We start from the raw sequence: 24,953 nt of genomic DNA, 5'->3' as shown, positions 1-24,953 counted from the left end.
AATGATTTCTCTGGTATCTTCACTATAAAGGCCCCCACTATATGAATAACACTCAGGCAAAAACCGTTGAGTCGATATGCCGTACCTTCCATAACGATCCGATTCGCTTGATGGATATTCTTCATGATGTGCAATCGTTGGAAGGATACATTTCTCCCGAAGCGATCGATAAGATTGCTCGCTGCCTTTCGGTTCCCCGTGTGCTGGTTGAAAGTCCGGCCACGTTTTACGCATTTTTTTCAACTGTTCCCCAAGGGGAAGTAATAATCCGTCTGTGCGATGATATTATCGATGAGCTGTCGGGCGGTGATGAAGTAACAAGGCGGTTTACGGAAATGCTTGGTATCGGCCTCGGAGAAACCAGCGCCGACAGAATGTTCTCACTTCATCGGACGCCCTCGATCGGTATGTCCGACCAGGCTCCGGCTGTATTGATTAACGATACCATCGTCACCAACCTTTCCAAAGAAAAGGTGCCGTCGATAATAAGAGCCCTGCGTCATCATAGAGATCCTGCGCAATTGGTGGATACGTATGGCGACGGTAACAATGGTCATCCCCTGGTAAAGGCGATGGTTACAAACAATATCCGGCTCCGGGACAAGGTCCTTCTGGTCGACCGTGAGCCGGGGGCATCTTTACGAAAGGCGTTGCAGCAATCGCCCGATGATATAATCAAGGCGATGAAAGAATCCCGTCTCAGAGGCCGCGGAGGCGCGGGATTTCCAACCGGGATGAAATGGGATTTCACCCGCAAAATAAAAAAGAAACGGCGGTATATTATCTGCAACGGTGATGAGGGCGAACCCGGAACATTCAAAGACCGGATCCTCCTGACCGAGTATCCCGAGGGCTTGTTTGACGGCATGACTATCGCCGCTTATGCTGTTGGTGCCCATGAAGGTATCCTTTATTTGCGAGCCGAATATAAATACCTTCATCGGTATCTCGAAGAGATTCTTGCCGCAAGGCGTAACGACGGTCTTTTAGGAGAGGATGTGGCCGGCAAAAAGGGATTTCATTTCGATATACGAATTCAAATAGGCGCAGGTGCCTATATATGCGGAGAAGAAACTTCTTTGCTCAGTTCCTGTGAAGGCCGTCGGGGCGATCCTAAAACCCGTCCGCCGTTTCCTACCCAGAGCGGGTACCGGGGATTTCCAACGGTGGTTAATAATGTCGAAACATTCAGTTGCGTTACGGCAATCATGCAGGAAGGCGCTGAATGGTTTGCATCGATCGGAAGCACCAACAGTACGGGGACCAAACTGCTCAGTATCTGCGGAGACTGCGATCAGCCCGGGGTGTACGAAATACCCTGGGGAAAAACTCTTGGAGAGATGCTTGATTTATGCGGCGCAAAAAATACCGCCGCGGTCCAGATGGGAGGAGCTGCAGGAGAGCTTGTTGGTTCCGGCGATTTTGGCCGTAGTATCGATTATCAGGACCTTCCTACCGGTGGTTCTGTTATGGTTTTCGATCAGAGCCGTGATCTTTTGCAGGTGGTGGCTAAATTCATGGAATTCTTCATCGATGAAAGCTGTGGCTATTGCACACCCTGCCGGGTCGGGAATGTGCTTTTAAAGGAGCGTCTCGATATCATACGCAAGGGGAGGGGTGTTACTGATGACCTGAAGTATCTCGAGGAGTTATGCGAAAGCGTTCGCCTGGCCAGCCGTTGTGGCCTCGGGCAGACCTCACCGAACCCGGTGTTGTCTTCCCTGCGTAATTTTCGCTCCCTCTATGAAAAGAAACTGCAGTCGGCCCGTGGACCGCGTATGCCATCCTTTGATATTCGCAGTGAACTCAGTGAAGCCGAGATGCTGGCTGGGAGAGAATCGACCATTTTCCCTTCGAGTAAGGAATACAACCAATGAAAGAAATATCATTTATCATTGACGGCCAAAAGGTGAGGGCACAGGAAGGGCAGACAGTCCTGAATGCCGCAGATGATGCCGGGATATTTATCCCCCGTTTGTGTAACCATCCCGACCTGGAACCATTCGGTGCCTGCAGGATGTGCACGGTTCTCATTAATGGAAAGCCTCAGACCGCATGTACCCATCCGGCAAGTGACGGACTGGAGATACAGAATGATACCCCCCAACTTTTTAACATACGAAAAAGCATTCTCGATATGCTCTTTATCGAAGGCAATCATTACTGCATGTTCTGCGAAAAGAGCGGGTTTTGTGAACTCCAGGCCCTTGCATACCGCTTCGGAATTACCCGGCCCAAATTTCCCTATCAGTATCCCCGTCGGACCATGGATGCCACCCATCCCGATATTTTTATCGACCATGACCGATGCATTCTTTGCGCCCGGTGCGTGCGGGCATCACGGGATGTTGATCATAAACATGTCTTTGGTTTTGTGGGCCGGGGAACGGCAAAAAAACTCGCGGTTTCATCGGCAAAGGGAGCACGGGATACCAATGTTTCGCCTGATGACAAAGCGTTGTCGGTGTGTCCGGTAGGAACACTCATGCGAAAACACGTGGGCTACAGTGTACCGATCGGTAAACGGCTGTTTGATCTCATGCCGATCGGCAGTGATATTGAAGAACATGTAGGAAAGCAAGGAAAGGAATAGCATGGCGAAACCGAAATTGAGCACCGTTTTTCTTGGCGGATGTTTTGGGTGCCACATGTCACTCCTTGACATCGATGAACGGATAATCGAGCTGGTGGATATTGTCGAAATATATAAGTCGCCTCTGGTTGACCGGAAAGTATTTGAAGAGCGGAGCGATATCGGCTTGATTGAAGGCGGCTGCGTGACCGAGGAAAATGTTGAAGTGCTCCTGGCATTGCGGGATCATTGCGATTTTCTGATTTCGGTGGGGGAGTGTGCAATTATGGGTGATATCCCCTCTCTGCGTAATACCATCCCTCTGCGGGAGTGTATCGAAGAGGCATATCTTAACACGGTATCCACGTGGAATCCGACCCACAATATCCCCAACGATCCGGAGCTGCCGCTTCTTCTCAACCGGGTTCATCCGTGTCATGATATTGTTAAAATCGATGCCGCTATTCCCGGATGTCCGCCGCGGTCGGATGCACTCTGGGAAGCATTGCAGGCATTACTCCATAATAAACCGGTACAATTGCCCTACGAGATACTGAAATATGACTAATACGACTAAAATACAGGAAACAAAAACCGACACTGATATGCGTCGCATTGTTATCGATCCGGTAACACGGGTTGAAGGGCATGGGAAAGTTACCATACTCCTTGACAATGAGGGCGCAGTAAAGCAGGCCCGGTTACATATTGTCGAATTCCGCGGCTTTGAACGATTTATTCAGGGAAGACTTCTGTGGGAAGTTCCGGTCATTGTGCAGCGGTTATGCGGTATCTGCCCGGTAAGCCATCACCTGGGCGCGGCCAAGGCAATGGATATGATCGTGGGCGCCGATGAGCTGACTCCGACAGCCGAAAAAATGCGGCGGTTGATGCACTACGGACAGATAGTCCAGTCCCATGCTACCCATTTTTTCTACCTTGCATCACCCGATTTGCTTTTCGGTTTCGATGCCCCCATGCAAAAGCGGAACGCAGGCGGGGTGGTAATGGAGCATCCGGACATGGCCCATCGTGGAGTACGGCTGCGTAAGTATGGTCAGAAGATAATCGAAACAACGGCAGGAAAACGGATCCACGGCACGGGCGCGATTCCGGGCGGGATCAATAAAAATCTCACCCCGGTGGAAAGGGACCGGCTGCTTGCAGATGCCGACCAGGCAATCAAGGATGCATGTGATGCACTTGAATTTATCAAAAAATACATGGAAAAACATCAGGATGATGCTGAAGCCTTAGGGGCATTTACCAGCAACCGTCTCTGTATTCTTGATTCGGATGGTGCGATGGATTTATATGACGGCACCTTACGGGCGGTAGATAGACAGGATAAAATCATTTTCGAAAATGAACCGGTAGTCAATTACCTTCAACATGTGGCCGAGGAAGTTCGCAATTGGACCTACATGAAATTTCCATTTATTCGGCAACTCGGTCCAAAAGAGGGGTGGTACAGTGTGGGATCGTTACCCCGAGTAACAGCCTGCGATTATATCGATACGCCCCTTGCGGAAAAAGCCCGTCGTGAAATGATCGAGGCCCTTGGCGGAAAAGCTTCGGGTTTGACAATGGCCTATCATTGGGCACGGATAATCGAGATTATTCACGGCGCCGAAAAAATTAAGTTGCTGCTCCAGGACCCCGATCTGCTGAGAAACGAACTGGTCGTGAAAGGTAAGCGAAAGGATGAAGGCATTTCGGTTATTGAAGCGCCCCGGGGGACCCTGTTCCATCACTACCGGGTCGACCGTAACGATCAGGTATCCATGGCAAACATCATCGTCTCGACCACTCAGAACAATGAGCCCATGAACAGGGCGGTGGAATATGTTGCCCGACGATATCTTCAGGGTACTGAAATAACCGAAAGCATGCTTAATCATATCGAAGCTGCTATACGGGCCTACGATCCTTGTCTTTCTTGTGCTACCCATGCCGTAGGACACATGCCTCTGTCGGTTTCACTCTGTAATGAACAGGGCGATATAATCGACCGGAAAAACAGAGCTTATTTTAACTCGCAACAATGTATCATTTAACCGAAAGGACCACAGTATGGCTATCAACGAAAAACACTGCACCCCTTGTGAAGGCGGAACACCACCGCTTAAGGAGCAGGATGAAGACAAATTGATGAATGAGATCGAAGAATGGGAACTCAACCGGGAGGGTACCCATACTCTTCAGAAAAAGTTTACCTTTGATAATTTCAAAGAGGCCATGGAATTTGTTAAAAAAGTTGCGGACCTCGCCAATGAAGAGAATCATCACCCAGACATGCATATTTCCTATAATAAGGTAATTATCGAACTTACGACCCATAAAATAGACGGTCTTTCGGAGAACGATTTTATTCTGGCGTCAAAAATAGACAACCTGCAAACGCAGCCGACAGGAGCTTCCTGAATGGTCCGCAAACGTGCCGTCAATTGTGCATGGCGCCGATAGGTGTAGGCGTCAGCATATTGTGGTGCAGGAAAAGCAGGTTAATAGTATCTCCTGTGGTAGGTGCTTTGGTACAGTACGATAGCAGGTAGACCAATATATACATGTCACGCCAAAATCGTGTGGCACCAAAATCGTGTGGCCGGTACTTCAGTGCCGGCCGGTCTTCGTATTTCATAGATAGTTCAGAAAACAACAAACGTTCAAATAACAGGAAGGGAGTGGAATCATGAAGGCTGACAAAACAAAGACGGTATCGGCGGGTGAGCGGGAAGTTGATATTGGTCTGGAGAAGGTGACATTGCATGGGAACCTTTCTGTCCCTGAAGGTGCACGGGGCATTGTGCTTTTCGCCCATGGGAGCGGCAGCAGCAGGCATAGTCCGCGAAACCGTTTTGTTGCCGGTTCCCTGGTAGAGCGCGGGATCGGAGCCCTGCTGTTCGATCTGTTGACCTCGGAGGAAGAAGTCATGGACAACATGACAGGACAACTCCGTTTTGATATAGATTTACTTGCCGACCGATTGAAAGAAACCGTTTCCTGGGTAAAAAACCAGGGGGAGCTTAAGGACCTAAATATTGGGTATTTCGGCGCCAGCACCGGAGCGGCAGCTGCTTTGATGGCCGCGGCGCAGGAACCTGAAAATGTCAAGGCGATCGTCTCCCGCGGGGGCAGGGCCGATATGCCGGCCAATTTTTTACCCCGGGTACAAGCCCCCGTCCTGCTCCTTGTTGGCGGCAATGATCCGGTCATTATCGATATGAATAAATTTGCCCTCAAAAAACTGCACTGTACCTCGCGCATGGATATTATTCCGGGCGCAACCCACCTTTTTGAAGAGCCCGGCGCGCTGGAAAAAGTGGCGGAACTTGCCGGGAAATGGTTTGACGAGTATCTGTGAGGCCGGTGTTTTTTATGCAGATTACCGGCAATTATCATGATTTATAGATGGATAGAACATTTCCAGCAAAATAATCGACATTATCGGTGAACCGTCTCCCTGTATTGCCGCTTGGGGCGGCGGAATTGGCTTTCTCCTGGAAAACAACCAAAATGTCAATCGTGGCCCCGACGCATACGTCGGGGTATCAGTGTCTTTAACCGGGCTTTATTTGGCAGGGGCCCTAACTTCCTCATCTGTTTTTCCCTGCCTCCGATTCCCGGATAACCAGCTCGTTGGTAAGGTCGACCACGCCGCGGGTATATTTTGCTGCGGTATGGGCTGCGCTGTAGGCGCTCCAGGAGTCGACTGTTCCCGAGAGGGTAACCCGGCCGCCTTCGACTTTAATTCCCACATTGGCAGGATCGATAATGCCGGTCCGCTTGAGCGCGTTCTGGATTGATTCGGCAATTTCTTCATCCAGAGGTTTGTGGCCGGGAACAACGGTCAAGTCGTTCACTACCTGCTGTACGCCCTTGACATCAAAGGCGATCTCTTCGGCCCGCAATTTTTTCCAGTAGGAATCGACCGACCCCTGAAGAACAACCTTGCCGTCTCCAACCGATACATCAACCGAATCTTTTGCAAAATTGGGATAGAGTGAGATCAGGGTGTGTATGGTTTTCTGCAGGTCTTCGCCGCTGCGCCTCGGACCGCCGTCTTCAGACAGTACATTGATCTGATTATAGACCCGTGATACTCCCGATACCCGGAGTGTATCTTCACCCGCCGCCTGTTTTACCATGTACGACGGCGCCGTGCCGGTAAGGGTGGTCCGGAAATGATCATCAACCCGAACATCAATATCAGCGCCTTCAATGCGGCCGTCCCATAAAAGTTGCTCTACTACACTTTTGCGAATGTCCTCGGCAGTCTGGGCCATAAAAAACTCCTTCTGTGAAAAAATGATCGAACCTTAAAAATAAAGATAAAGAATTTCCTGTTCATTGCTCTTCGTGCAAAAACATTGATGCAAAGAATATGCCAGCAATGTAGCTGATCGTGGGAATGTCATTTCCAGAGAAGGCTTATGCCGGCATTATCATTCATACGAACGTCGCATCCGAATTTCTTTTCTTTACGGGCAAAGAGTGTTGTCATGAAAGTGGTATCTTCCGGTTTGGGCCGCCGAAGAGAGAACCGACAGGCCTGCAGGGGGATGATATCGAGCTGGGTAATAGTCCGTGTATCTGTATCGATTGTCACGAAATACATGGCACGGAGATCATCACGGTATTTTTCATAGCCGGAGATGCCTTCATAATCGTTGATAAAATCGCCGCAGCCATAGAAAATAGGCTTGCCCTCATGCATCTCGATTGCCCTGGGGTGGTGCGATGAATGACCGTGTACGATGTCAACCTCGACTTCATCGATCAGCATGTGAGCGAAATCACGATGAGATTGAGGGATCTCATATCCCCAGTTTCCCCCGCGGTGGATTGAAAAAATCGTATAATCGCCGGGTTTTCGATACCGGTTGACCCAGGCGCGCAGATGATCGGGTTTCAATCGGGTAGACTCATCCATGAGCACTATGCCGGCACGATTGTCGGTTGCCGCCCACTGAGACAGGATACCGCTGGACATGAATCCGCAGGAGAAGAGCAATACATGATTCTCACTTTTGGGAATGGGTATTATCGCTGGCGCGAGAGCATCATTGATATTCGCGCCGGCGCCTGCGGTTTTGATTTGAGCACTGTGCAGTGAATCGAGTGTATCAGCAAGCCCTTCATACTCCCAGTCCAACACGTGGTTATTGGCCAGCGCGCAGGCGTCGATCCCGGCCGTGGTCAAACAAGGCGTGTTCCCGGGGTGCATCTTGTAATTGATACCTTTACCGGGCCAGTATTTCATCGATGTGGTAATGGCGGTTTCGAGATTGACAATCCGGATATGTGGCCGTCGTTGCTGCAGTTCATCCAGAGCTGCTCCCCATATATAGTCAAAGGAGACCGGTGCAGGTATCGGGCCGTTTGTCTTTTGTGCCAGATCACGGTAGGAACGGGAGTCTTTGATCCAGGATTCATATATTCGTGGATCGCCGGGATGGGGAAGGACCTGATCGATTCCGCGACCGGTCATGACATCACCACAGAGGAAAATCGAGAGATGGTTGCTGTGAATCATTGGAAATAGACCTTTTCTGTAAAGCGTATGCCGTCAGTTTATTAAATGTAATACGTAAATATTTTTGCAAAAAGAATGCCAAAGAAATAAAATTTGCCCCGACATATCATCTTCCCGGCACATATTTTGCTTCTTTTAACCTGAATTTGCAGATAAAATTGTAGTGTAAAGGATTATGGATTATGGATTTTATGCCGCAACTGATTGTTCTAGGAAAGACTGCCGTTGCCATGTTTTTCGGGGGCCTTATTGGATTGGAACGTGAACTGGGAGGAAAGCAGGCCGGTCTACGGACCCACATGATTATCGCCGCAGCATCGGCTTTGCTGATGGGACTGAGTGACCTTCTTGTTCATCGGTATCAGATGGCTGCGGGACTCAACGCCGTTAACACGATTGATATGGATCCCATGCGGATCATGCAGGGGTTAATCATGGGGATCAGCGTGTTTGCCGGGGGGGCAATTATCCGTGATAAAAGCACCTACACGGTAAAGGGGCTTACCAGCATGGTCAGTCTTCTTCTTTCGGGCGGTATCGGTATTGCGATAGGCGCGGGTCAGTTTATCCTGGGAGGCGGTATCGCTTTGCTGGGGATTATTGTGTTGCTCGTTTTTCACCGGTTCGAAAAGAAAATCAGAAAAGATTCGGAGATGAATGAAGAATGTGGTGAGGAGTGAATTAGTTTAAGGTTTAAAGCTAAAGGTGAGGTTGAGGGGGAAGAAAAGAGGCAACAGACCCTTCGACACGCTCAGTGTGGCGCTTCAGTTCAGGGGTTTACCGTTGCTTGAGAACTACCCTTACCGGCACTGAAGTACCGGGCACACGAGCTGAGCAGGCCGTTTGGAATATCAACAACTGGTAGCGGTTGATTGTTAATTGTTTTATGATACTGTTGTGTGTCTGATAATAGTGTGTGGCCTGAACTTCAGTTCAGGCGTTTACGCTACATTGATTTTTGAAAAATCATACCCATGGAGGCGTTTGTCATGGCAGTACCTGAAAATATCAAGCAGATATCCGAGGCGGTCTGGGAGCTGGACAGGGGGCATAAGAGCGGAATGCGGGTACCGGCTCGTATCATTGCCACCCATAAGCTTCTTGAAGCCATGGATAAAGGGGTGTTCGATCAGACTGTCAACGTAGCGACGCTTCCTGGAATTACCAAGTACTCATTTTGTATGCCTGATGGTCATTGGGGGTATGGATTTCCGATCGGTGGGGTGGCCGCGATGGACCCCTCGACCGGCGTAATTTCTCCCGGTGGGATTGGGTTTGATATCAATTGCGGCATGCGGCTGGCGGTTACCAATCTTACCTACGATGAACTTGAGCCAAAGATGAACCGTCTGGTCGACCGTCTGTACGAACGAATTCCCGCCGGGGTTGGGCGAAAAGGTCTTTTAGATATTTCGCAAAATACGTTTCGTCGAGTAATCGAACGCGGCGCCACATGGTGCGTGGAGCGCGGTATGGGACGGCCCGAGGATCTTGAGCGCACCGAAGAGAGTGGTTGCGTTGAAGGCGCGGACGCCTCCACAATAAGCGAAAGAGCAATAGAGCGGGGATATCATCAGATCGGGACCCTGGGCTCGGGGAATCACTACCTCGAGATACAGGTGGTGAGAGAAGAGAATATTTTCGATACCCAACTGGCGCGGGCGTTTGGTATTACCAAACCCAACCAGATTGTGGTGATGTTTCATTGCGGCAGTCGCGGGTTCGGTCATCAGGTGGCAACCGATTATGTTCAGAAATTTGTCAAGGCCATGGGCCCCAAATACGGCATCACGGTTATCGACCGGGACCTCGCCTGCGCACCCTTCGACTCGCAGGACGGCCGGGATTATTTTGCCGCCATGAAATGTGCAATCAATATGTCCTTTGCCAACCGTCAGGTAATTCTCCACCATGCTCGTGAGGTTTTTGCGGAGGTGCTGGGAAAAAGTGAGGAATCGCTGGGCATGGATCAGGTGTACGATGTTGCCCATAATACGGCAAAGCTCGAAACGCATACCGTTGACGGCGAACAGAAGGAACTGTTGGTGCACCGCAAAGGGGCAACCCGGGCATTCGGTCCGGGAAATCCTGAACTTCCGGAACGATATCTAAAAACCGGTCAACCGGTGATTATCGGCGGAAGCATGGAAACGGGATCCTTTCTTTTAGCCGGTACGCAAACCGGCGACTCGACGTTCTTTTCCACTGCCCACGGAAGTGGCCGGGTGATGAGCCGACGTAAGGCAAGACATCAGTTTTACGGACGGCAACTTCAGGACAGCATGCGCAGCAGGGGGATTTATATCCGGAGCGCTTCATCAAAAGGCCTGGCCGAAGAGGCAGGGGCAGCGTACAAGGATATCGATGCCGTGGTCGAGGCTGCGACCCTGGCCGGGATAAGTAAAGCTGTGGTAAAACTTGTTCCTGTGGGAAATATTAAGGGGTGAACCTGTGTCGTACCGTTATTTAGATGATATCGCCACCGCGGATATCGGTTTTGAAGCCCGCGCATCGACCCTCGAGCAGCTTGTTGTCGAATCCGGTGATGCACTCATGAATGTCATGGTCGATGAACTCACCAGTATAACCGAAAAAGAAGATCGCAGGGTCGTTATTGAAGACGAGCGTGAGGACATGCTGCTGTTTGGAGCACTGCAGGAACAGATCTTTCTCAAAGATGCCTATCAACTCCTGTTCCGTCTCCGGAATGTGCATATCATAAAAACCGGAAACAAGCTGCGGCTTGAAGCCGAAGCATACGGAGAAGAAATGGACCTTGACCGGCACGCTATGAACGTGGATGTCAAGGCGGTAACCCTCCACCGGTTTGCGGTGGAGCATACAGACAATGCATGGACGGCCACGGTGGTGCTGGATGTGTGAGGAGTGGATTAGGATAATGGATCTGACTGCCAACCGCTGACTTCTGTTAGATGAGGATGATGGATTCAAAATCCAGAGACCAGAAGAGAGAGACCTGTACTATCTCGAATTTCGAATTTTGCACCGAAAGGAGTCTTTATGTCTGTAAGTGAAGAAATCAAAAAGAATGTTTTTGATGCGCTCTATTGGGATGATACGGTGGATGCATCGAAGGTGCAGGTTGAAGCGAGTGACGGCAAGGTAAAACTGACCGGTTCGGTACCCACCTATCAAGCTCGAAAAGCGGCCTATGCGGATGCATTCAGCGTGGCCGGAGTCCATGTGGTGGACAATAATATTGATGTCAAGCCGCTTTCTCCGCCCGAAGTGCCGTCCGATGAAGAGATCAAATCCCGGATCAAAGATTTTCTCCAATGGAACGGCACTGTCGACCCCGCGGAAATAGAAATAACCGTTGACAATGGATGGGTTACCCTGCGTGGTTCGGTTACCGCCTACTGGAAGAAAATGCAGGCGGAGGATCTGGCTGCCGATGTACGGGGTGTTATCGGTATCACCAATGAACTCGCCGTGGTACCCACCGGAAACCATCTCGATAAGGCAATTTCAGACAACATTGTCAGTGCCCTTGAACGGAACCCCTCACTTGATGCAGAGTTCATCGATGTCCGCGTGGAAAACGGTGTGGTCATTCTCTCAGGGACGGTTCCTATCTGGGCCGACAAAATCGCTGCACAGCAGATTGCCAACCACACGGCTGGAGTCAGGGATGTGGTGAATCATATTGCGGTGAAATGAGGGGATAAAAAAAGCGAAGGTTAGAGAAAAGCAGCTTAACGATTAGGAGAACGATCAATATTGATGAGGAAGAAAAAAGGTAAGAAAAAGACAAAAGCTAAAGACAACGATTACGACAAATGAGAGGAAACGCTATTTTTTACCCTGAACCCTCATACACTTATCCGGCGACTTTAGGAAAACTCACGTATAGCAAGTCCCACCGGGAGACTTTCGCCGTAGATGACTTTATAGTCTTCGTTTTCGAGGGGAATGAACTGGATAACCTGCCGGACCAGTTCTTCCCGTGCCCCTGCATGGCGCATTTTGTCGGCTACAGCATTGCGCAGATCCTGGGAAACGTCGAGTTCGCGTCGGGCAGTTTTCCGGCAGGCCAGGGCGAAAAGGGTTGAGGTGTATTCCATACCCGGCTCCCGCCAGTCCCATTCTTTCATCGTGGTAAAACACTGCTCAACAAGTTCGGGAGACATCACGGCCTGTTCCCCGGCGTATAGGGGAACCCGCCCAAGAAGTCTTCCGAGCGACCAGAGATAAGGCCCCCGTAATTTGGGTCGTTTGTGCTGAACGCCTTCCATGAGAATACAAAAAAGCTCCCGTTTTTCACCAGAGGATAGATATTCGAAAGAGGCCGCCATCCGGAATGCCTCGACGGCAGCTTTAATATGGCTGGTGAGAAGCTCTTTGACATCGCGATAGAGTATTGTTTGACGGGAGGAATCGAGACCGCCACTTACCCTGCGCCACATGACATACCACTGTTCGCGGACGCTTTTAACCGAAGGGTAGTCGAGACCGAGATCATAGACTGCCCAGAACTGGTCCATCCGGAAATCATCGAGGGCAACCCCATAGCCCGGGCGGAGAAAAAAACCTGCTGCATTCAGCCACGCCGCTTCGTATTCTTCTCCCTGCTTACGACGGGCCACCGTTTCAGAGAGCGGTTTCCAGAACTCTCGGAGCCAACCGGGGCTCCACTTGTTTTTCCTGCTCCGGGTGATTTTTTCGAGCTGCTTGATTAATGAGAGGTCGAATCGGGACTCGAGCAGCTTGAAAGCCTTTTCCCTGATATCCTCAGGAAGGGGGGCTGTTGCTCGAACCGTGCGCTCTTTTGGCGCCCCGGCCCGAATATTGAATTCGAGTTTCCAGTGCTGTGAGGAAGCAATTGCCTTTGTGGCACTAACCAGGTAGACCTGCAACAGGCCAAGAGCGTTCAGACGGGTTTCGATATCCACAGGAATTGTTGGTGATCTGAGCTTGTAGGCCCGGGCATCCAGACGGGCTATGGTCTGGAGCGGTGGAAGGGGAGTAAACTCCTGCTCGTTATGTTTGATAAGCTGCCCGGTATGGTCTTTCGTCCTTTTAACCGTCGAGTGTGCTTTGAACTCGACCGGTTGATTAACCAGGAGGTGCAGGTCGAGCTTGCGAACACGTACGGGAGATTCGATATCGGTACCCAGTGGAAGGATGCACACAAGATAGGTGGCTTCCTTATCCTGTTCTGGGTTGATTTGCAGATAGTAGCCGTGGGAGGCACCTGCAGTTATGAGTCTGAATTCCCCCAGGGCAATTTCACGCCCGAAATGAGCCGCGCCTCTTGCGACTGAAAAATAGAGTTCGCTGTTTTCCAGCACTGAAGGGCGTTGCCCCTCCTGCCAATGGGCGATCTGGTCTATCAGCCGGTCACGTAAATGGAGTGGCGTTAATGTTCCCCCGTTGAATAAAACAACATCTACCGGAAGGCGGTTACTAAGAAAATCGGCAATATAATGCGTGACCGCAGGATCATGGGCATAGGGTAATCCGGCTTCCCGCAACCCGCCTTCGGGGGCCCGTGGTCGGTCGGAAATTTCACATCGAGGAAAAAAGCCTTCATTAACAATTTCGAGTATTTCGCTGCGGCTGATCACTGCCTGGCGGGTTTCTGTAAAAAGCGAGGCGCCGGGTTCGGCCACGGCCACCTTGAATTCGGCATCTTCTCTGCCCGTATCTGCCAGAGCCTGTTCTTTCAGCTCTCGGCAGCGGTTGATCAGACTTTGCCAGAAACGGTAGGATGCCGGGGCTTTCTGCTCGCTGCTGATTCTGTTCTCCATCAATTGCGCAATGGTAATATCCACGTTGTCGCCACCCAATAAGATATGTTCGCTTACTGCGGTGCGTTCTATTTTGGGCTGCTGATCTTCGGAAAAGGTAATGGAAAAGAGGCTCATATCGGTAGTCCCCCCGCCGATATCACAGACAAGGGCACGGTAGGGACGATTGCTTTTCTGGGCGCCGACTGCCTTTTGCAGTGCCTCACTGTCGGGATGTTGCTCGAGCCATGCATGGAATGCAGCCTGAGGTTCTTCTAAAAGACGGACCGTACGGGGAAAGCCGGCAAGATATGCTGCTTCAAGAGTAAGCCGCTGGGCATCCTGATCAAAGGATGCTGGCACAGTAATAATAATCTGTTGGTTATCGAACCGGTAATCGTCATTGTCCCGAGCCATGGTTTCATTCCAGACCCTCCGAAGATAACCAAGAAACAAGGCGCTTGCTTCGATCGGTGATAATTTGTCATGCTGATCGAGAGCATCGGATTGCCACGGAAGAATTCCGGCTTCCCGGTCAATTCCCATATGACAAAGCCACGATTTTGCAGAATGGACAACCCGCTCTGGACGATTCGAGGCGACCGACCGGGCGAAGACGCCCACAACTTTATCTGCGGCCTCGCTTGACGGCCCCCGTTCAAGCAACTCACCGGGTTGCGTATAGTAAGCAAAGGACGGTAGCATTGAATGACGTGCAATACGGTCGAGCGTTTCATACTGAGGTATCTCGAAAATATGGGAGCCGCTATCGGGATTGCGAAGGTCGATATATGCCATGGCACAATTACTCGTGCCAAGATCGATTCCTATTGCAAAGGTATGCTGATTTGCCATGGAAATTCCTGAGAATTCTGTATCCTTTTCTTCAACTCTTAACTCACTCTCACTCATCTCTCACACTAAACGTAAGTTCCCATTTCTTACCGGTAATGGTATGCTGCATCCAGAGGCGAAGCATGCCCAGTTCACTGAGCACGGTGTGGAGTTTGACTGGAATGGTATGCCCCGGCTCTTTTCCTTCTTCGGCAGGGATGAGCATTTCGAGGCCTGCGGTTTCTTCCAGTTCCTTTTCGGCATTCTGGATAATGGATCCAACCCGGTCTCCTGCCCGCTGCGAAGAGCTGAAAAAACGGAACATCGATGTTGTACCTGCAACGAGGCCGAATAGTCTGTCTTGGAGAATACGTTCTTCGCCTTCTTCCATGCCCAGTTCTGCAACGCAGACTGCTTTGACCGGCGGCCGATAACCGGGGATTGCGGGCATAGATGGTTCGAGTCCGATATAGTAGCTTCGTGAAACCCCGGCGCGAATTCGCACGCCTTTTCCGGTTGTTTTCAATCGGCCATATAACGCGGCCCCGCGGGCCACAGCCAGGTCCAGATCGGTTCCGGCAAGCTCCCGAATCTCTTTTTGGGGCGCCCATGAATTGATCAGATCCAAAACCCGGCGTCGCAACGGTGCGGCACGAAAAACTCCGCCGTTAAATACCGCCGCGTCGGGACAGAGCCACGATTTGTCAAGACGCTGTTTGTCGGAAATTGTCACCAGTTCACTGAGTGATTCGCTTGATTTGACACTTGCGAGGCTTGCCGTAAGAAACCGGGCCAGATGTTTGCTGATCACCGGATCGGGCTCATAGGAAAGACCGAATTCGTGAAGGCCCGTCCGTGGTAACTCCGCAGGAAGGTCATCGGCTCCAGTGAGTGGAAAAAAACCATCCAGAACAACCGATGTCAGCATATTCCGGGTAAGAGTTGTCGATGATGTTCCGGCAAAGAGATCGGAACCGCTGGAGGCGACCGCTACCTGTATTTCATCCAGATCTTCCTTTTCAAAGAGGCTTTCTTTTGCTTTCCGTGTCGAGTGTATGAGCGCTAAAAAACGGTTGCTTTCGATAGATTCGTTCTCTTCCTCCAGTTTCATCCGGAGCGCATGGGCCAGTGCAAGGTCCATATTATCACCGCCTAACAACACGTGACGGCCGACACTGATCCGTTCAAGTTCAAGATTTCCTTCGTGTTCACCAACGGCAATAAGGCTGAAATCGGTGGTTCCGCCGCCGACATCACAAATCAGAATCAATTCTCCCGGCGCTACCTGGTCACGCCATTGATTTCCGGCAACGTGGAGCCAGGAATAAAATGCCGCCTGGGGCTCTTCAAGCAAAACAGTATTCTCACCCCATCCTGCTTCAACCGCAGCCTGAGCCGTGACAGTCCGTGCGGCTTCATCGAACGATGCCGGTACGGTGAGTACGACCTGTGCAGAAGCAAGGTCTTCAGAAACGCCGAATTCGCTGCATTTCATCAGAAAAGCATTCCTTAAATGGGTGAGGAAATAACGGGAGACTTCCAGGGGAGAGAGTTTATCTTTTACCGTTTTGGAGTCCCAGGGAAGGACCGGTTTACGTGGATCGATTGTTCCCTGGCAGAGCCATGATTTTGCCGATGTTATCAGCCGGTCGGGCATCCGCGCGCCTGTTTCACGGGCAAAATTGCCGGCCAGATACTTTTCATTGCCGGTGCTCCAGGGAAGATTGATGCTGCCTTCTGTGAACTGCTTGTCCCAGGGGATATAGAGCGCTGAAGCGAACGTTGATTCTTCACTGATTCTGTCCTGACCGGATATCTGTGGAACTGGAAGGACTTGAATAGAATCGGGAAGAGCAAGGGCAAGGGCACAATTACTGGTGCCCAGATCGATCCCGATAGTATGGTCTTTTGCCATCGATCATACCTCCACTTCTGCGGGAATAATCACCGGTGAATTCGATGGCTGAGTGTTGCGGGTTCTTTGGGGAAGTTTCATTTTGCTGGCACGCCATCCACGGTGAAGAAGTGTTCCTTTATAAGGCGGTTCTTTGGGCATCGAACCGGTGATTTTGAATTCATCGGATGAATAATTTGCCGGAAGTGTAATTTCGCTTTTTTCTTTCTGCTCGGTTATATGCACTGGTTCGAATGCATTATTGATAACCTCGCGGCACCCCTGATGAACAACCCGGGCGGCTGCGTTTACCTGTTTATCGGAATAGCTGTCGATATCCTCCATCAGGAAATCAAGGAGGCGTCCTTTTTCCTGCAGCAGGGAGAGGAGCATGAGTGCGGGTTTCTGTTGTGCTGCGGCCTGGGGCGGTGCTGCCTGAAATGCCGGTTCCGGCCCCTGAGGCGGCGCGGCCGCTTGTCGTCCCCGATATATCTGAAATGCCGTGATTATAAAAGCTATTGACGCCAGAATTATAGCCGTAATTATCAGTGAAAATGCCCTGGGCGAAAGCCCGGTCCCGACCAGTGCCGCTCCGGCAAGTATCACGATTAGAATCAGTGTTACGGCAAGCAAAAAATGCAATCGGACCCAATCCGGATTCGCTTTTCTCATAATTCCCCCAGAAATAAAAACATGGCTGCAGTGAGTGCAGTGAAGAACTGTCTTGTGAAAAACTTTTCCAAAATTTGCAATTACTATGCCAGTTTTGATACGTGAAAAATTCTGAATCCCGGGCCAGGGCTTTCAACTCCTTTTCAACTTCCTTCCGAATGCGGGGACTCTGGGCACTTTCTATTAAGTGGGCCGCATCTTTATCCGGAAAAAATGGTGCTGGATCGATAAAATTAGTTATATAGATTCCGAAATGGAGATGAGGGTTATTTCGTGTATTACCGGTTGCTCCCACCAGTGCTATGGTATCGCCTCTGTGTACCTGCTGCTTTTTCCAGACAAGGCGTTTGTGGAGGTGGGCATAATAATACATGCGTTCTGTTGCGGTATCAATCAACCAGAGTTCCCGGCCCGCTAAATTGGAACTGTCCCAGCGCATCACTTCACAATCCGCAACCGCCACTACCGGGGTATTGAGGTCGGCGGGTATGTCGATACCTTCATGATGGCGTTTTCCTCCTTCACGTGATGCACCATATCCCGACGAGATATCGCGGCAATCCTTATCGGCAACCGGAAACCGGAGCCATGAGGAGCTAGAGCTTGTAGTACGGTTATATTCGGCATAAGAACCTGTATGAACAGTGTCACTTTCACATTCTCGGCTGATCGCAGTATCAAGCATTGCCAAGGAATCTGCAGCATCTGTGGTGAGCAGGTCCAGGCGATTACAACCGGTTGCTGCGGCAAGGCATAGCCACAGGCCGGAGTAAAACCTCCACCGCTGCATAAAGGCACCCTGTGTTACCGCCTTTTTCATTTTTGCAAAACCGATTTGCATATTCTGGAAAATCGGCCGACCGCTGCCGGTTTGGTTCTTAATGTTTTTATTCGACTGATTCGCCACTTATGTTAATCGCATCATAGGGGCAGTTGTCCGCAGCCTCTTTGCACTTCTGAAGTAGTGCGGGCGGGATAGTCTCCACGATCGCTTCGGCCTTTTTATCTCCCGATCGGAATCTGAAAATCTCAGGCGCAATTTTTACACAGGAACCTACTGTTTTACAGCGGGACTGATCTACTGATACTCGTATTTGTCTGTTGACTTCGATTGAGCCGGGTTTATTTCTATCGGCCATAAATAAATCTCCTTTGTTTAAAAATGATTATACTCTATTTCTTATATGATCCAATCAATCGGGAATAATAATCGATTCTGGATCCACATCCGGTTCGGGCAGCTTCAGTTGTAATGCCTGAAGATGTTCTACCATTGTTTTAAGAATAATAACATCACGATACCACCGCCGTTCGGCGGGGATAATATACCAGGGTGCAAAGGGAGTTGAACATCGATCAAAAACTTCCTCGTAGGCCTGACTATACTCATCCCATCGTGTTCGTTCGACCAGATCGTTCTTATTGAATTTCCATCGTTTGTCAGGTCGACGCAAACGACGTTCCAGACGCTGCTTTTGATATTGCTTACTTGCATGAAGATAGAATTTGATCACGATAGTTCCCTCATCCGCAAGCATCTTTTCAAAGGCATTGATGTGATCGTACCGTTTTTCGATAACATTCTCAGGCGCTAAATTCTTTACTTTTTCAACCAGCACCGACTCGTAATGTGAACGATTGAGAATGCCGATTGTTCCCCGGGCCGGAGTACGATAGTGGATACGCCATAAAAAATCATGGGCCTTTTCCCGCCTGCTGGGCTCCTTGAAACTATGTGTTCTGCAGCGTTGCGGATTCAGTTTCCCGAAACATCTGCGGATCGTACTGTCCTTGCCGCAGGCATCCATGGCTTGTAACACTACGAGTATTGCTCTGTCTCCATTGGCATAGAGCAGTTCTTCGAGTTCAACCAACTGGTTTCGGAGATCGGAACGAATCTTTTTATATGGCTTTTTCCAGGAGTCTTTACCTGCTCTTGAAGGAATCGCGGTTAAATGGGGGCCTTTAACGGCCTTTACTTTATATTGATTTGCATCGATTTTCATTGATTTATTTGTATTGTTCCGCTTTTTATTCATGCGAAAGACCCTTTCTCCCAGTGCTCGGATGAAAACGATTCACCCTTCAGAAGAGCAACGAAGGCAAGCAGGGTCGTGCGTGCATCACCAAGGGGATAGTAAAAGGCTTCCCAGTTCTCGCTGTCTTCACCGTCATGGTTGGGCATAACATGATCGAAATGATACCCAAGCTTGAGTTCTTCGTAGGCAGACCCTGCCCGCCGTTCGACTTCTTCAAGATCTTTAATAGATATTTCACCTTTGTATGCCCGCATACGTCGCAAAAGCTTTTTTCGCATTACTTCGGTAATAAATGGACCGGGATCGATGGTTTCGGTTTCATGAATAAGCTTCATTTCTTCACCGTTCAAAGGCGAAAGCATTATACTGACCTTATTGAAACGGTCCAGTGATGCATGCGTCACCAGTTTGTTGGCGATAAAGGTGTTCCCTTCATACATCATATCGCTCTGATGGAGATTTTCGCTGAGGCTTTTTACATTAAGGGCCTGCAAATCCCCGCGAACATCCTTTCCGATAAAATTATCGGCACGCAGATGCTCTTCGATTTTCTTACGCGTGCGAAAATGATAATCTTTTCCGTCAACTTCGCCGATTCTGGGAAGCCGGCTGTTGTAGAGGACCACTTTATTCAATGTTTGGTCCAATTCCGGATACAGACGGGCAAGGCACCGTCGAAGCGGTGTTTTGCCTGCACATGATGGTCCTGTTAAAATAATTAGTCGTCCCACAAGCAAATCCTTTCTTAAATCCTCAAATATTTATTCTCTGGATTGCAATATTCATGCCACGCAAACAACATTTATCGTGCTATATAATATGGTATACAATCCTTTCCTCAAAATGCCGTTATTGCTGCATTTTTGATAAACCTTTGCAAGTAAAGTCATTTGGCATACAATTTGCATCTGCTTCTATACCGATTACCGGCATAAGGAAATGGACATGCATATCGATACACCGCTGCAGGATATTAATAATCACTCAAGAGAAAGGAGGATATCTGCAAATCATTTCGTATAAGCAGCGGAATTCTCAGAAGAGGAAACATTGTTAACTTTAAACAAAGGATCGAAGGTCTTATGAACAAGAAACTTTACGTGGGGAATCTTCCATTTGCAGCAGCTGAACAGGGTGTGGAGTCGCTTTTCTCGATGTACGGAAAAGTTAAATCGGTTACCATCGTCAGAGACCGGTACACTCAGAAGTCGCGCGGTTTCGGATTTGTCGAATTTGAACAGGGCGATCCGGAGAAGGCAATCAATAATTTAAATGGAACGATGATGGGAGGCAGAATCATCAGAGTAAGTGAAGCAAAGGAGAGACGAAGCGCCCAGCCGTCATTGTCATGGGCGGATTAAAAGAATAGGGGTTTATGGTGTGGGCCGACAGGACCAAGTGGTGACCGGTCGGCCTTATTTGTATTGCCGATTTATTTTACATAGCGCATTATCCATTCTTTCACCAGCACATATACCTCCTCCGAAACTTCATCCAGATTATGCGTTGCCTTTGGATAAATAACGAGCTTTTTAGGTTTATGCGCCTGTCTATGAACATAGGACGATGAAATCGGAGGCAAGATATCATCATTTTCTCCATGTATAAGAAGTAAGGCACAGTCATGAGCGACTTTGCCAACCATTCCTGTACCATAACTCTGCGTCGCAAGGGTTACCACAAGCTTTACATTAGCATTGCTCAAAGCTGTTTGTATTGCCACAGCACCACCAAAAGAATGACCAATTACACCAATACGTTCAATGCCGCGGTTTTGTAAAAATAGTACACCCGCAACCGTATCGTGAACGGCTTCATCAAGATCATGCGGATCACGGTAACGTACCCGGAGCGAACTAATCTGTTCGTAAACCAGCTTATCACACAGACGGGGATAGAGGCCCCGGGCGGGTGTATCCCAGTCTCCTCCGATACCACCGATCCACACAGCAGCATATCGAGATTTATCGGCTTCATAATATCGGCTGAGAATCGCACCTCGATGTGTCAATATCTCCACAGGACGCCATTCCTTGCCTGAAAGGGGATACTCGGTGATATTCTCTATGGTGACTGGCAGCAGATGATTAATGTGTGCATCGGTACGATGAACCATAAGCCCTCTTTATGGTGGAGCGTGTTGTTGTAGTTATTTAATATCTTTACATGTTCAATTTATCTATATTAGTTCAAATGTCAACAATTATAGATTCCTTAGTACGTTATGCAAATCCTGCGCCACATACTATGTCCATCCCACTGATACCGGTTCGGGTGCAGCATAGTATCGCACTCCCAAACGGGCATAAAAATTGCTTTTGTTAAATTCTCTACAATAACAATAAACCTGCAGAGAAAGTGAGGAGTCTATGATGCATATACTCACATTTCGCGATATATCTTTACCATTCATTCTGACAGTTCTGGTTGCGGTGATGTTTGCTCCGGATTGTTATGCTCAAAACAAGAATGACCTTCCCCGCGAAGGTTCCGTGCATTTTGGACGGAAATCTCCGCCGATCCAATGGGATGAACAGGAGATCGCTCCTTTTCGCGATGTGTTCGGGAACGTGAGTCAGGAAGTGATCCCCTCGGTGGTGTCGATCATTCCCACCCGTATCGATACCGTGCTTTACTACCGTAATCCTTTTTATCGCTTTTTTGATGATATTCCCTTTTTCGGTCCTCCCAATGGTGGAGAGCCACAGGTGCAAAAGCGGGAACGCCGTGTACAGGGACTCGGTTCGGGATTTATTATTTCGCCCGAAGGGTATATCCTGACCAATTATCATGTTGTTGCCGGAGCCAAACAGATTGAAATCCGTCTCGCCGATGAGCGGGTGTTTCCGGGAAAAATCGTGGGGACCGATTCACTTTCCGATGTTGCGGTGATTCAGATTGATGGTGATGTTCCGGATGATTTGCCCATTGTATATCTTGGCAATTCCGATAACATACAGGTCGGTGACTGGGTTGCTGCTGTGGGTAACCCGTTCAGTTTGAGTTCGACCTTTACCACCGGCGTGATTTCAGCAACAGGCCGTCAGTTGCAGAATGGCATACTATATCAGAATTTTCTGCAGACCGATGCTGCGATCAATCCCGGTAATTCCGGCGGGCCCCTCGTCAATATCTACGGTGCTGTAATCGGTGTCAACACGCTCATCTTTTCTCAAACCGGGGGATTCCTGGGAATCGGTTTTGCGATACCCATAAACATGGCGCTGCGGGTTGCACAGGATTTGATTTATAAAGGAGAAGTTGTTCGAGGATGGATCGGTGTCAGCGTCCAGCCCCTGACACCCAAATTGCGGGAAGGTATGGGGATCGAAGTCCGCGAGGGGGTGCTTATTGCCGATGTATTCGAGGATGGCCCTGCGGATAAGGCAGGAATCAGGGCTGGTGATGTTATCCTTTCCATTGCCGGCATACAGGTGCAGGATCCCAATGACCTGCTCAATGCCGTGGCAACGCTTCCGCCTGGTGAAAAAGCGCCGGTGACAATCATTCGTGACGGCAACCGAAAAGAACTTACCATTGAAATAGCCCAGCGGACTGCAGAAGCCATGGGAGAGCAGGAACAACAGGAACGGCCACTTTCTGCACGACGGCCGGGTAAGGTGGAAAATAAACTTGGTATCGGCGTAGAAAAAATAACGAGAGAAATCCGGCGACAACTGGATCTGCCGGGCGATATCGATGGTGTCGTTGTCACCCGGGTTGCCCCCGATATTGCCGATGAACGGGCTGGATTGCTGATCGGTGATGTTATCATGCGTGCCAAAGCCGGCGGGAAAAAATGGATGGATATCGAATCGCTCAGAGATTTCAACCGCTTCACCAACGGCCTCAAGGCAGGCACAACCGTGGTGCTCCAGGTTTTCAGGCAGGGTAATACACTTTTTGTTCCCTTTGAGATACGGGAAGAGTAGGGAAGGGATGAAGTGATGATAGACTGGCGACCAGTATCTGCCGGATCTGCTGCTGTTTCTGCTGCGGAATTTCACCGTCGGTGACCAGTTGACCGAGTGCCGAATAGATCACCTGCAGATCTTGTTGTATTTCACGACGGGTTTCGGGGGATTGAAGCGTGTCGGCAGTCTGCTCGAGCAGTTGTTCTGCCTGCCTTCTTATTTGTTCGAGGGTGGAGCCCGGCCCGCCGAGTCGTTTCTGAACCATTTGGCTTACTTCCCGCGCTACCGCTTCGATTGCCTTGCCTGCAGTGCTTACTGTCGCCCCCACCAGGCTGAAAGCTCCTGAAATAATTCCCACGGCAGTGGTCGCTGCCAGATAAAATGAAAAAAGACTGACCAGCCCCCACACGACCAGCCCGTTAATACCTCGGTCGAGACCCGAGGGCTCGCCCGAAAGACGTCCTGCAACCCAGCCGCCGATAAAAAGCGAAATAATGCCCGAAATAATTAGCCAGATCACCACGGCGATGGTCAATTTTCCCGGATTGGCAGGGTTTACAACGGCAAGCCCGATCGCCGCCCCTAAAAAACCAAGTAACATCTGTACACCCAGAGCAACAAAGAGCCCGGCAAAAATTCCTCCCCATGAAATTCTTCGCGGCCACCGGTCACCGGTATTGCGTGCTGTAGCCGTTTCTTGACGTTCATTCATACGAACCTCCTTTTCACTACTCAGTTAATCGACTACTTTCCTTCTACAAACAAGAAATGCGCGCAGCGATTTGGTCATCTGAATGCGCATAAGCTCAAAACCGTACTGTTCTATCCATTTCAGGTACTCATCTGCAGTCCGTTCTCTTCCTTTGGCGGCAACCAGCATATTGAGATTGGCCCGAACCACATGCCGGGGGCCGGTTTTATCGGGCTGTAAAAGATATTCTCCAATAATTAATAGCGCGCCGGGATGGGAAACATCAGCAATTTTTGTGAGAAGAAGCGAGCCTTGCTCATCGTTCCAGTCGTGAAGAATAAAGCCCAGAACATAGGCATCCGCATTATTCGGAAGAGGATCTCTGAAAAAATCGGCGGTTTTAAAATCAAGGCGGTCTTCCAGATTATTCTCTCTGAAAAGCTCCTGCGCAGTAGGAGCCACATATGTAAGATCTACGACAGTGCCTTTCAACCGGGGAAACCGTTCTGCACAAGCGATAAGAAACGAGCCGCCCGCACCTCCGATATCGACGATGGATTCAATTTCATCCAGCTCAGGCGCATTGGCGGCAAATTCTTTCCCTGCAGTATAGGTGAGGGGGTGCATACCCAGAATGAATGCCCGTATTTTATCGGGATCAGTTCCCGTGGCAGTGCCGCCATTGGTAAGAAAACGCTCTTTGAGCGAAGTACCGGCAGCGAGCGTCTCCCCGAGATGACTCCAGAGCGGATACAGATCTTCTCGCAGATGAACAAACATGTTACCGATATATCCCGGTTTTCCCTTTACCAGTATATTGGAAGCTTGCCGGTCATTATGGTACCGGCCCTCCGGATCCTTGGTAAGGATTTTCAGCGAGCAGAGAAGATCGAGTAACCGTTCCGCAGAATCGGAGGGGATAGCAACAGTATCGGCAATTTCCCCGCTTTTTTTCGGATCGCTGTCAAGCAGAGTAAATATGTCAAGATTTTCCGCAGTCAAAAGAGCCTGTGAATCCATAAAGGCCAGCGCACATTCCCAGACATCCATG

Annotated in this window: 24 protein-coding genes; 12 read left to right on the top strand and 12 right to left on the bottom strand. The window is 49.7% G+C overall.

From position 1 onward, the window contains the following. Positions 1–41 precede the first annotated feature (41 nt). From GF401_16435 to GF401_16410, 6 genes are all read left to right on the top strand, one after another. The gene (locus GF401_16435) at positions 42–1,877 is read left to right on the top strand and encodes an NADH:ubiquinone oxidoreductase (GenBank protein ID MBD3346644.1); all 1,836 of its coding nucleotides are present in this window, start codon (positions 42–44) and stop codon (positions 1,875–1,877) included. Continuing rightward, positions 1,874–2,593, top strand: coding sequence for a 2Fe-2S iron-sulfur cluster binding domain-containing protein (locus GF401_16430; GenBank protein MBD3346643.1), 720 nt, complete (start codon positions 1,874–1,876; stop codon positions 2,591–2,593). Before GF401_16435 ends, GF401_16430 begins: the two co-directional genes overlap by 4 nt. Position 2,594: 1 nt before the next feature. Beyond that, positions 2,595–3,140, top strand: coding sequence for an NADP oxidoreductase (locus GF401_16425; protein ID MBD3346642.1), 546 nt, complete (start codon positions 2,595–2,597; stop codon positions 3,138–3,140). Next, positions 3,133–4,629: a Ni/Fe hydrogenase subunit alpha gene (locus GF401_16420; protein MBD3346641.1), complete on the top strand. Its 1,497-nt coding sequence runs from the start codon at positions 3,133–3,135 to the stop codon at positions 4,627–4,629. The genes GF401_16425 and GF401_16420 overlap by 8 nt, the downstream gene beginning before the upstream one ends. Positions 4,630–4,645: 16 nt before the next feature. Further along, entirely contained in the window at positions 4,646–4,996 is a 351-nt protein-coding gene (locus GF401_16415) for a 4a-hydroxytetrahydrobiopterin dehydratase (GenBank protein MBD3346640.1), read from the top strand. Positions 4,997–5,264: 268 nt separating this feature from the next. Beyond that, positions 5,265–5,936, top strand: coding sequence for an alpha/beta hydrolase (locus GF401_16410; GenBank protein MBD3346639.1), 672 nt, complete (start codon positions 5,265–5,267; stop codon positions 5,934–5,936). A 232-nt stretch (positions 5,937–6,168) separates the two neighbouring features. Here GF401_16410 and GF401_16405 read toward each other — a convergent pair whose 3' ends face one another. Both GF401_16405 and GF401_16400 read right to left on the bottom strand, forming a co-directional pair. Beyond that, positions 6,169–6,858: a BON domain-containing protein gene (locus GF401_16405; GenBank protein ID MBD3346638.1), complete on the bottom strand. Its 690-nt coding sequence runs from the start codon at positions 6,856–6,858 to the stop codon at positions 6,169–6,171. Positions 6,859–6,986: 128 nt separating this feature from the next. Beyond that, positions 6,987–8,108 (bottom strand): poly-gamma-glutamate biosynthesis protein, encoded by a 1,122-nt coding sequence (locus GF401_16400; GenBank protein ID MBD3346637.1) that lies wholly within the window; start codon positions 8,106–8,108, stop codon positions 6,987–6,989. A 182-nt stretch (positions 8,109–8,290) separates the two neighbouring features. Here GF401_16400 and GF401_16395 point away from each other — a divergent pair, with 182 nt between their 5' ends. From GF401_16395 to GF401_16380, 4 genes are all read left to right on the top strand, one after another. After that, the gene (locus tag GF401_16395) at positions 8,291–8,788 is read left to right on the top strand and encodes an MgtC/SapB family protein (protein MBD3346636.1); all 498 of its coding nucleotides are present in this window, start codon (positions 8,291–8,293) and stop codon (positions 8,786–8,788) included. Positions 8,789–9,097: 309 nt separating this feature from the next. After that, on the top strand, positions 9,098–10,555 hold the full coding sequence (locus GF401_16390; GenBank protein MBD3346635.1) for an RNA-splicing ligase RtcB: 1,458 nt from the start codon (positions 9,098–9,100) through the stop codon (positions 10,553–10,555). A gap of 4 nt (positions 10,556–10,559) precedes the next feature. Beyond that, positions 10,560–10,991, top strand: coding sequence for an archease (locus tag GF401_16385; GenBank protein ID MBD3346634.1), 432 nt, complete (start codon positions 10,560–10,562; stop codon positions 10,989–10,991). Between the two features lie 138 nt (positions 10,992–11,129). Beyond that, complete coding sequence (locus GF401_16380; protein ID MBD3346633.1) at positions 11,130–11,789, top strand: BON domain-containing protein; 660 nt, start codon at positions 11,130–11,132, stop codon at positions 11,787–11,789. A gap of 173 nt (positions 11,790–11,962) precedes the next feature. Here the strand turns inward: GF401_16380 and GF401_16375 are convergent, their stop codons facing one another. The 7 genes from GF401_16375 to GF401_16345 are packed head-to-tail and all read right to left on the bottom strand — an operon-like array spanning position 11,963 to position 20,058. Continuing rightward, complete coding sequence (locus GF401_16375; GenBank protein ID MBD3346632.1) at positions 11,963–14,770, bottom strand: Hsp70 family protein; 2,808 nt, start codon at positions 14,768–14,770, stop codon at positions 11,963–11,965. Continuing rightward, entirely contained in the window at positions 14,763–16,607 is a 1,845-nt protein-coding gene (locus GF401_16370; protein MBD3346631.1) for an Hsp70 family protein, read from the bottom strand. Before GF401_16370 ends, GF401_16375 begins: the two co-directional genes overlap by 8 nt. A 3-nt stretch (positions 16,608–16,610) precedes the next feature. Beyond that, positions 16,611–17,258: a DUF2760 domain-containing protein gene (locus GF401_16365; protein ID MBD3346630.1), complete on the bottom strand. Its 648-nt coding sequence runs from the start codon at positions 17,256–17,258 to the stop codon at positions 16,611–16,613. Continuing rightward, the gene (locus tag GF401_16360; protein MBD3346629.1) at positions 16,939–18,099 is read right to left on the bottom strand and encodes a peptidoglycan DD-metalloendopeptidase family protein; all 1,161 of its coding nucleotides are present in this window, start codon (positions 18,097–18,099) and stop codon (positions 16,939–16,941) included. Before GF401_16360 ends, GF401_16365 begins: the two co-directional genes overlap by 320 nt. 46 nt (positions 18,100–18,145) lie before the next feature. Beyond that, positions 18,146–18,397 carry a ferredoxin gene (locus GF401_16355; protein ID MBD3346628.1) on the bottom strand — a complete coding sequence of 84 codons (252 nt, stop codon included), beginning with the start codon at positions 18,395–18,397 and terminating at the stop codon, positions 18,146–18,148. A 54-nt stretch (positions 18,398–18,451) separates the two neighbouring features. Further along, the gene (locus GF401_16350; protein MBD3346627.1) at positions 18,452–19,297 is read right to left on the bottom strand and encodes a polyphosphate kinase 2 family protein; all 846 of its coding nucleotides are present in this window, start codon (positions 19,295–19,297) and stop codon (positions 18,452–18,454) included. Next, the gene (locus tag GF401_16345) at positions 19,294–20,058 is read right to left on the bottom strand and encodes a hypothetical protein (protein ID MBD3346626.1); all 765 of its coding nucleotides are present in this window, start codon (positions 20,056–20,058) and stop codon (positions 19,294–19,296) included. Before GF401_16345 ends, GF401_16350 begins: the two co-directional genes overlap by 4 nt. Positions 20,059–20,379: 321 nt before the next feature. On the opposite strand from GF401_16345, the gene GF401_16340 reads away from it, so the two are divergent. Next, a complete protein-coding gene (locus tag GF401_16340) occupies positions 20,380–20,658 on the top strand; it encodes an RNA-binding protein (GenBank protein MBD3346625.1) in 279 nt (92 codons plus the stop codon). 71 nt (positions 20,659–20,729) lie between these two features. Here the strand turns inward: GF401_16340 and GF401_16335 are convergent, their stop codons facing one another. Next, positions 20,730–21,413, bottom strand: coding sequence for an alpha/beta hydrolase (locus GF401_16335; GenBank protein MBD3346624.1), 684 nt, complete (start codon positions 21,411–21,413; stop codon positions 20,730–20,732). 253 nt (positions 21,414–21,666) lie between these two features. On the opposite strand from GF401_16335, the gene GF401_16330 reads away from it, so the two are divergent. Then, on the top strand, positions 21,667–23,229 hold the full coding sequence (locus GF401_16330) for a Do family serine endopeptidase (GenBank protein ID MBD3346623.1): 1,563 nt from the start codon (positions 21,667–21,669) through the stop codon (positions 23,227–23,229). Here the strand turns inward: GF401_16330 and GF401_16325 are convergent. Continuing rightward, positions 23,180–23,923 (bottom strand): hypothetical protein, encoded by a 744-nt coding sequence (locus tag GF401_16325; GenBank protein MBD3346622.1) that lies wholly within the window; start codon positions 23,921–23,923, stop codon positions 23,180–23,182. The genes GF401_16330 and GF401_16325 overlap by 50 nt on opposite strands. Positions 23,924–23,947: 24 nt before the next feature. Beyond that, on the bottom strand, positions 23,948–24,952 hold the full coding sequence (locus GF401_16320; GenBank protein ID MBD3346621.1) for a hypothetical protein: 1,005 nt from the start codon (positions 24,950–24,952) through the stop codon (positions 23,948–23,950). Position 24,953 lies beyond the last annotated feature (1 nt).

It is taken from the genome of Chitinivibrionales bacterium (assembly GCA_014728215.1).
GTDB lineage: Bacteria > Fibrobacterota > Chitinivibrionia > Chitinivibrionales > WJKA01 > WJKA01.
This window is presented reverse-complemented; position numbering and strand designations above follow the sequence as displayed.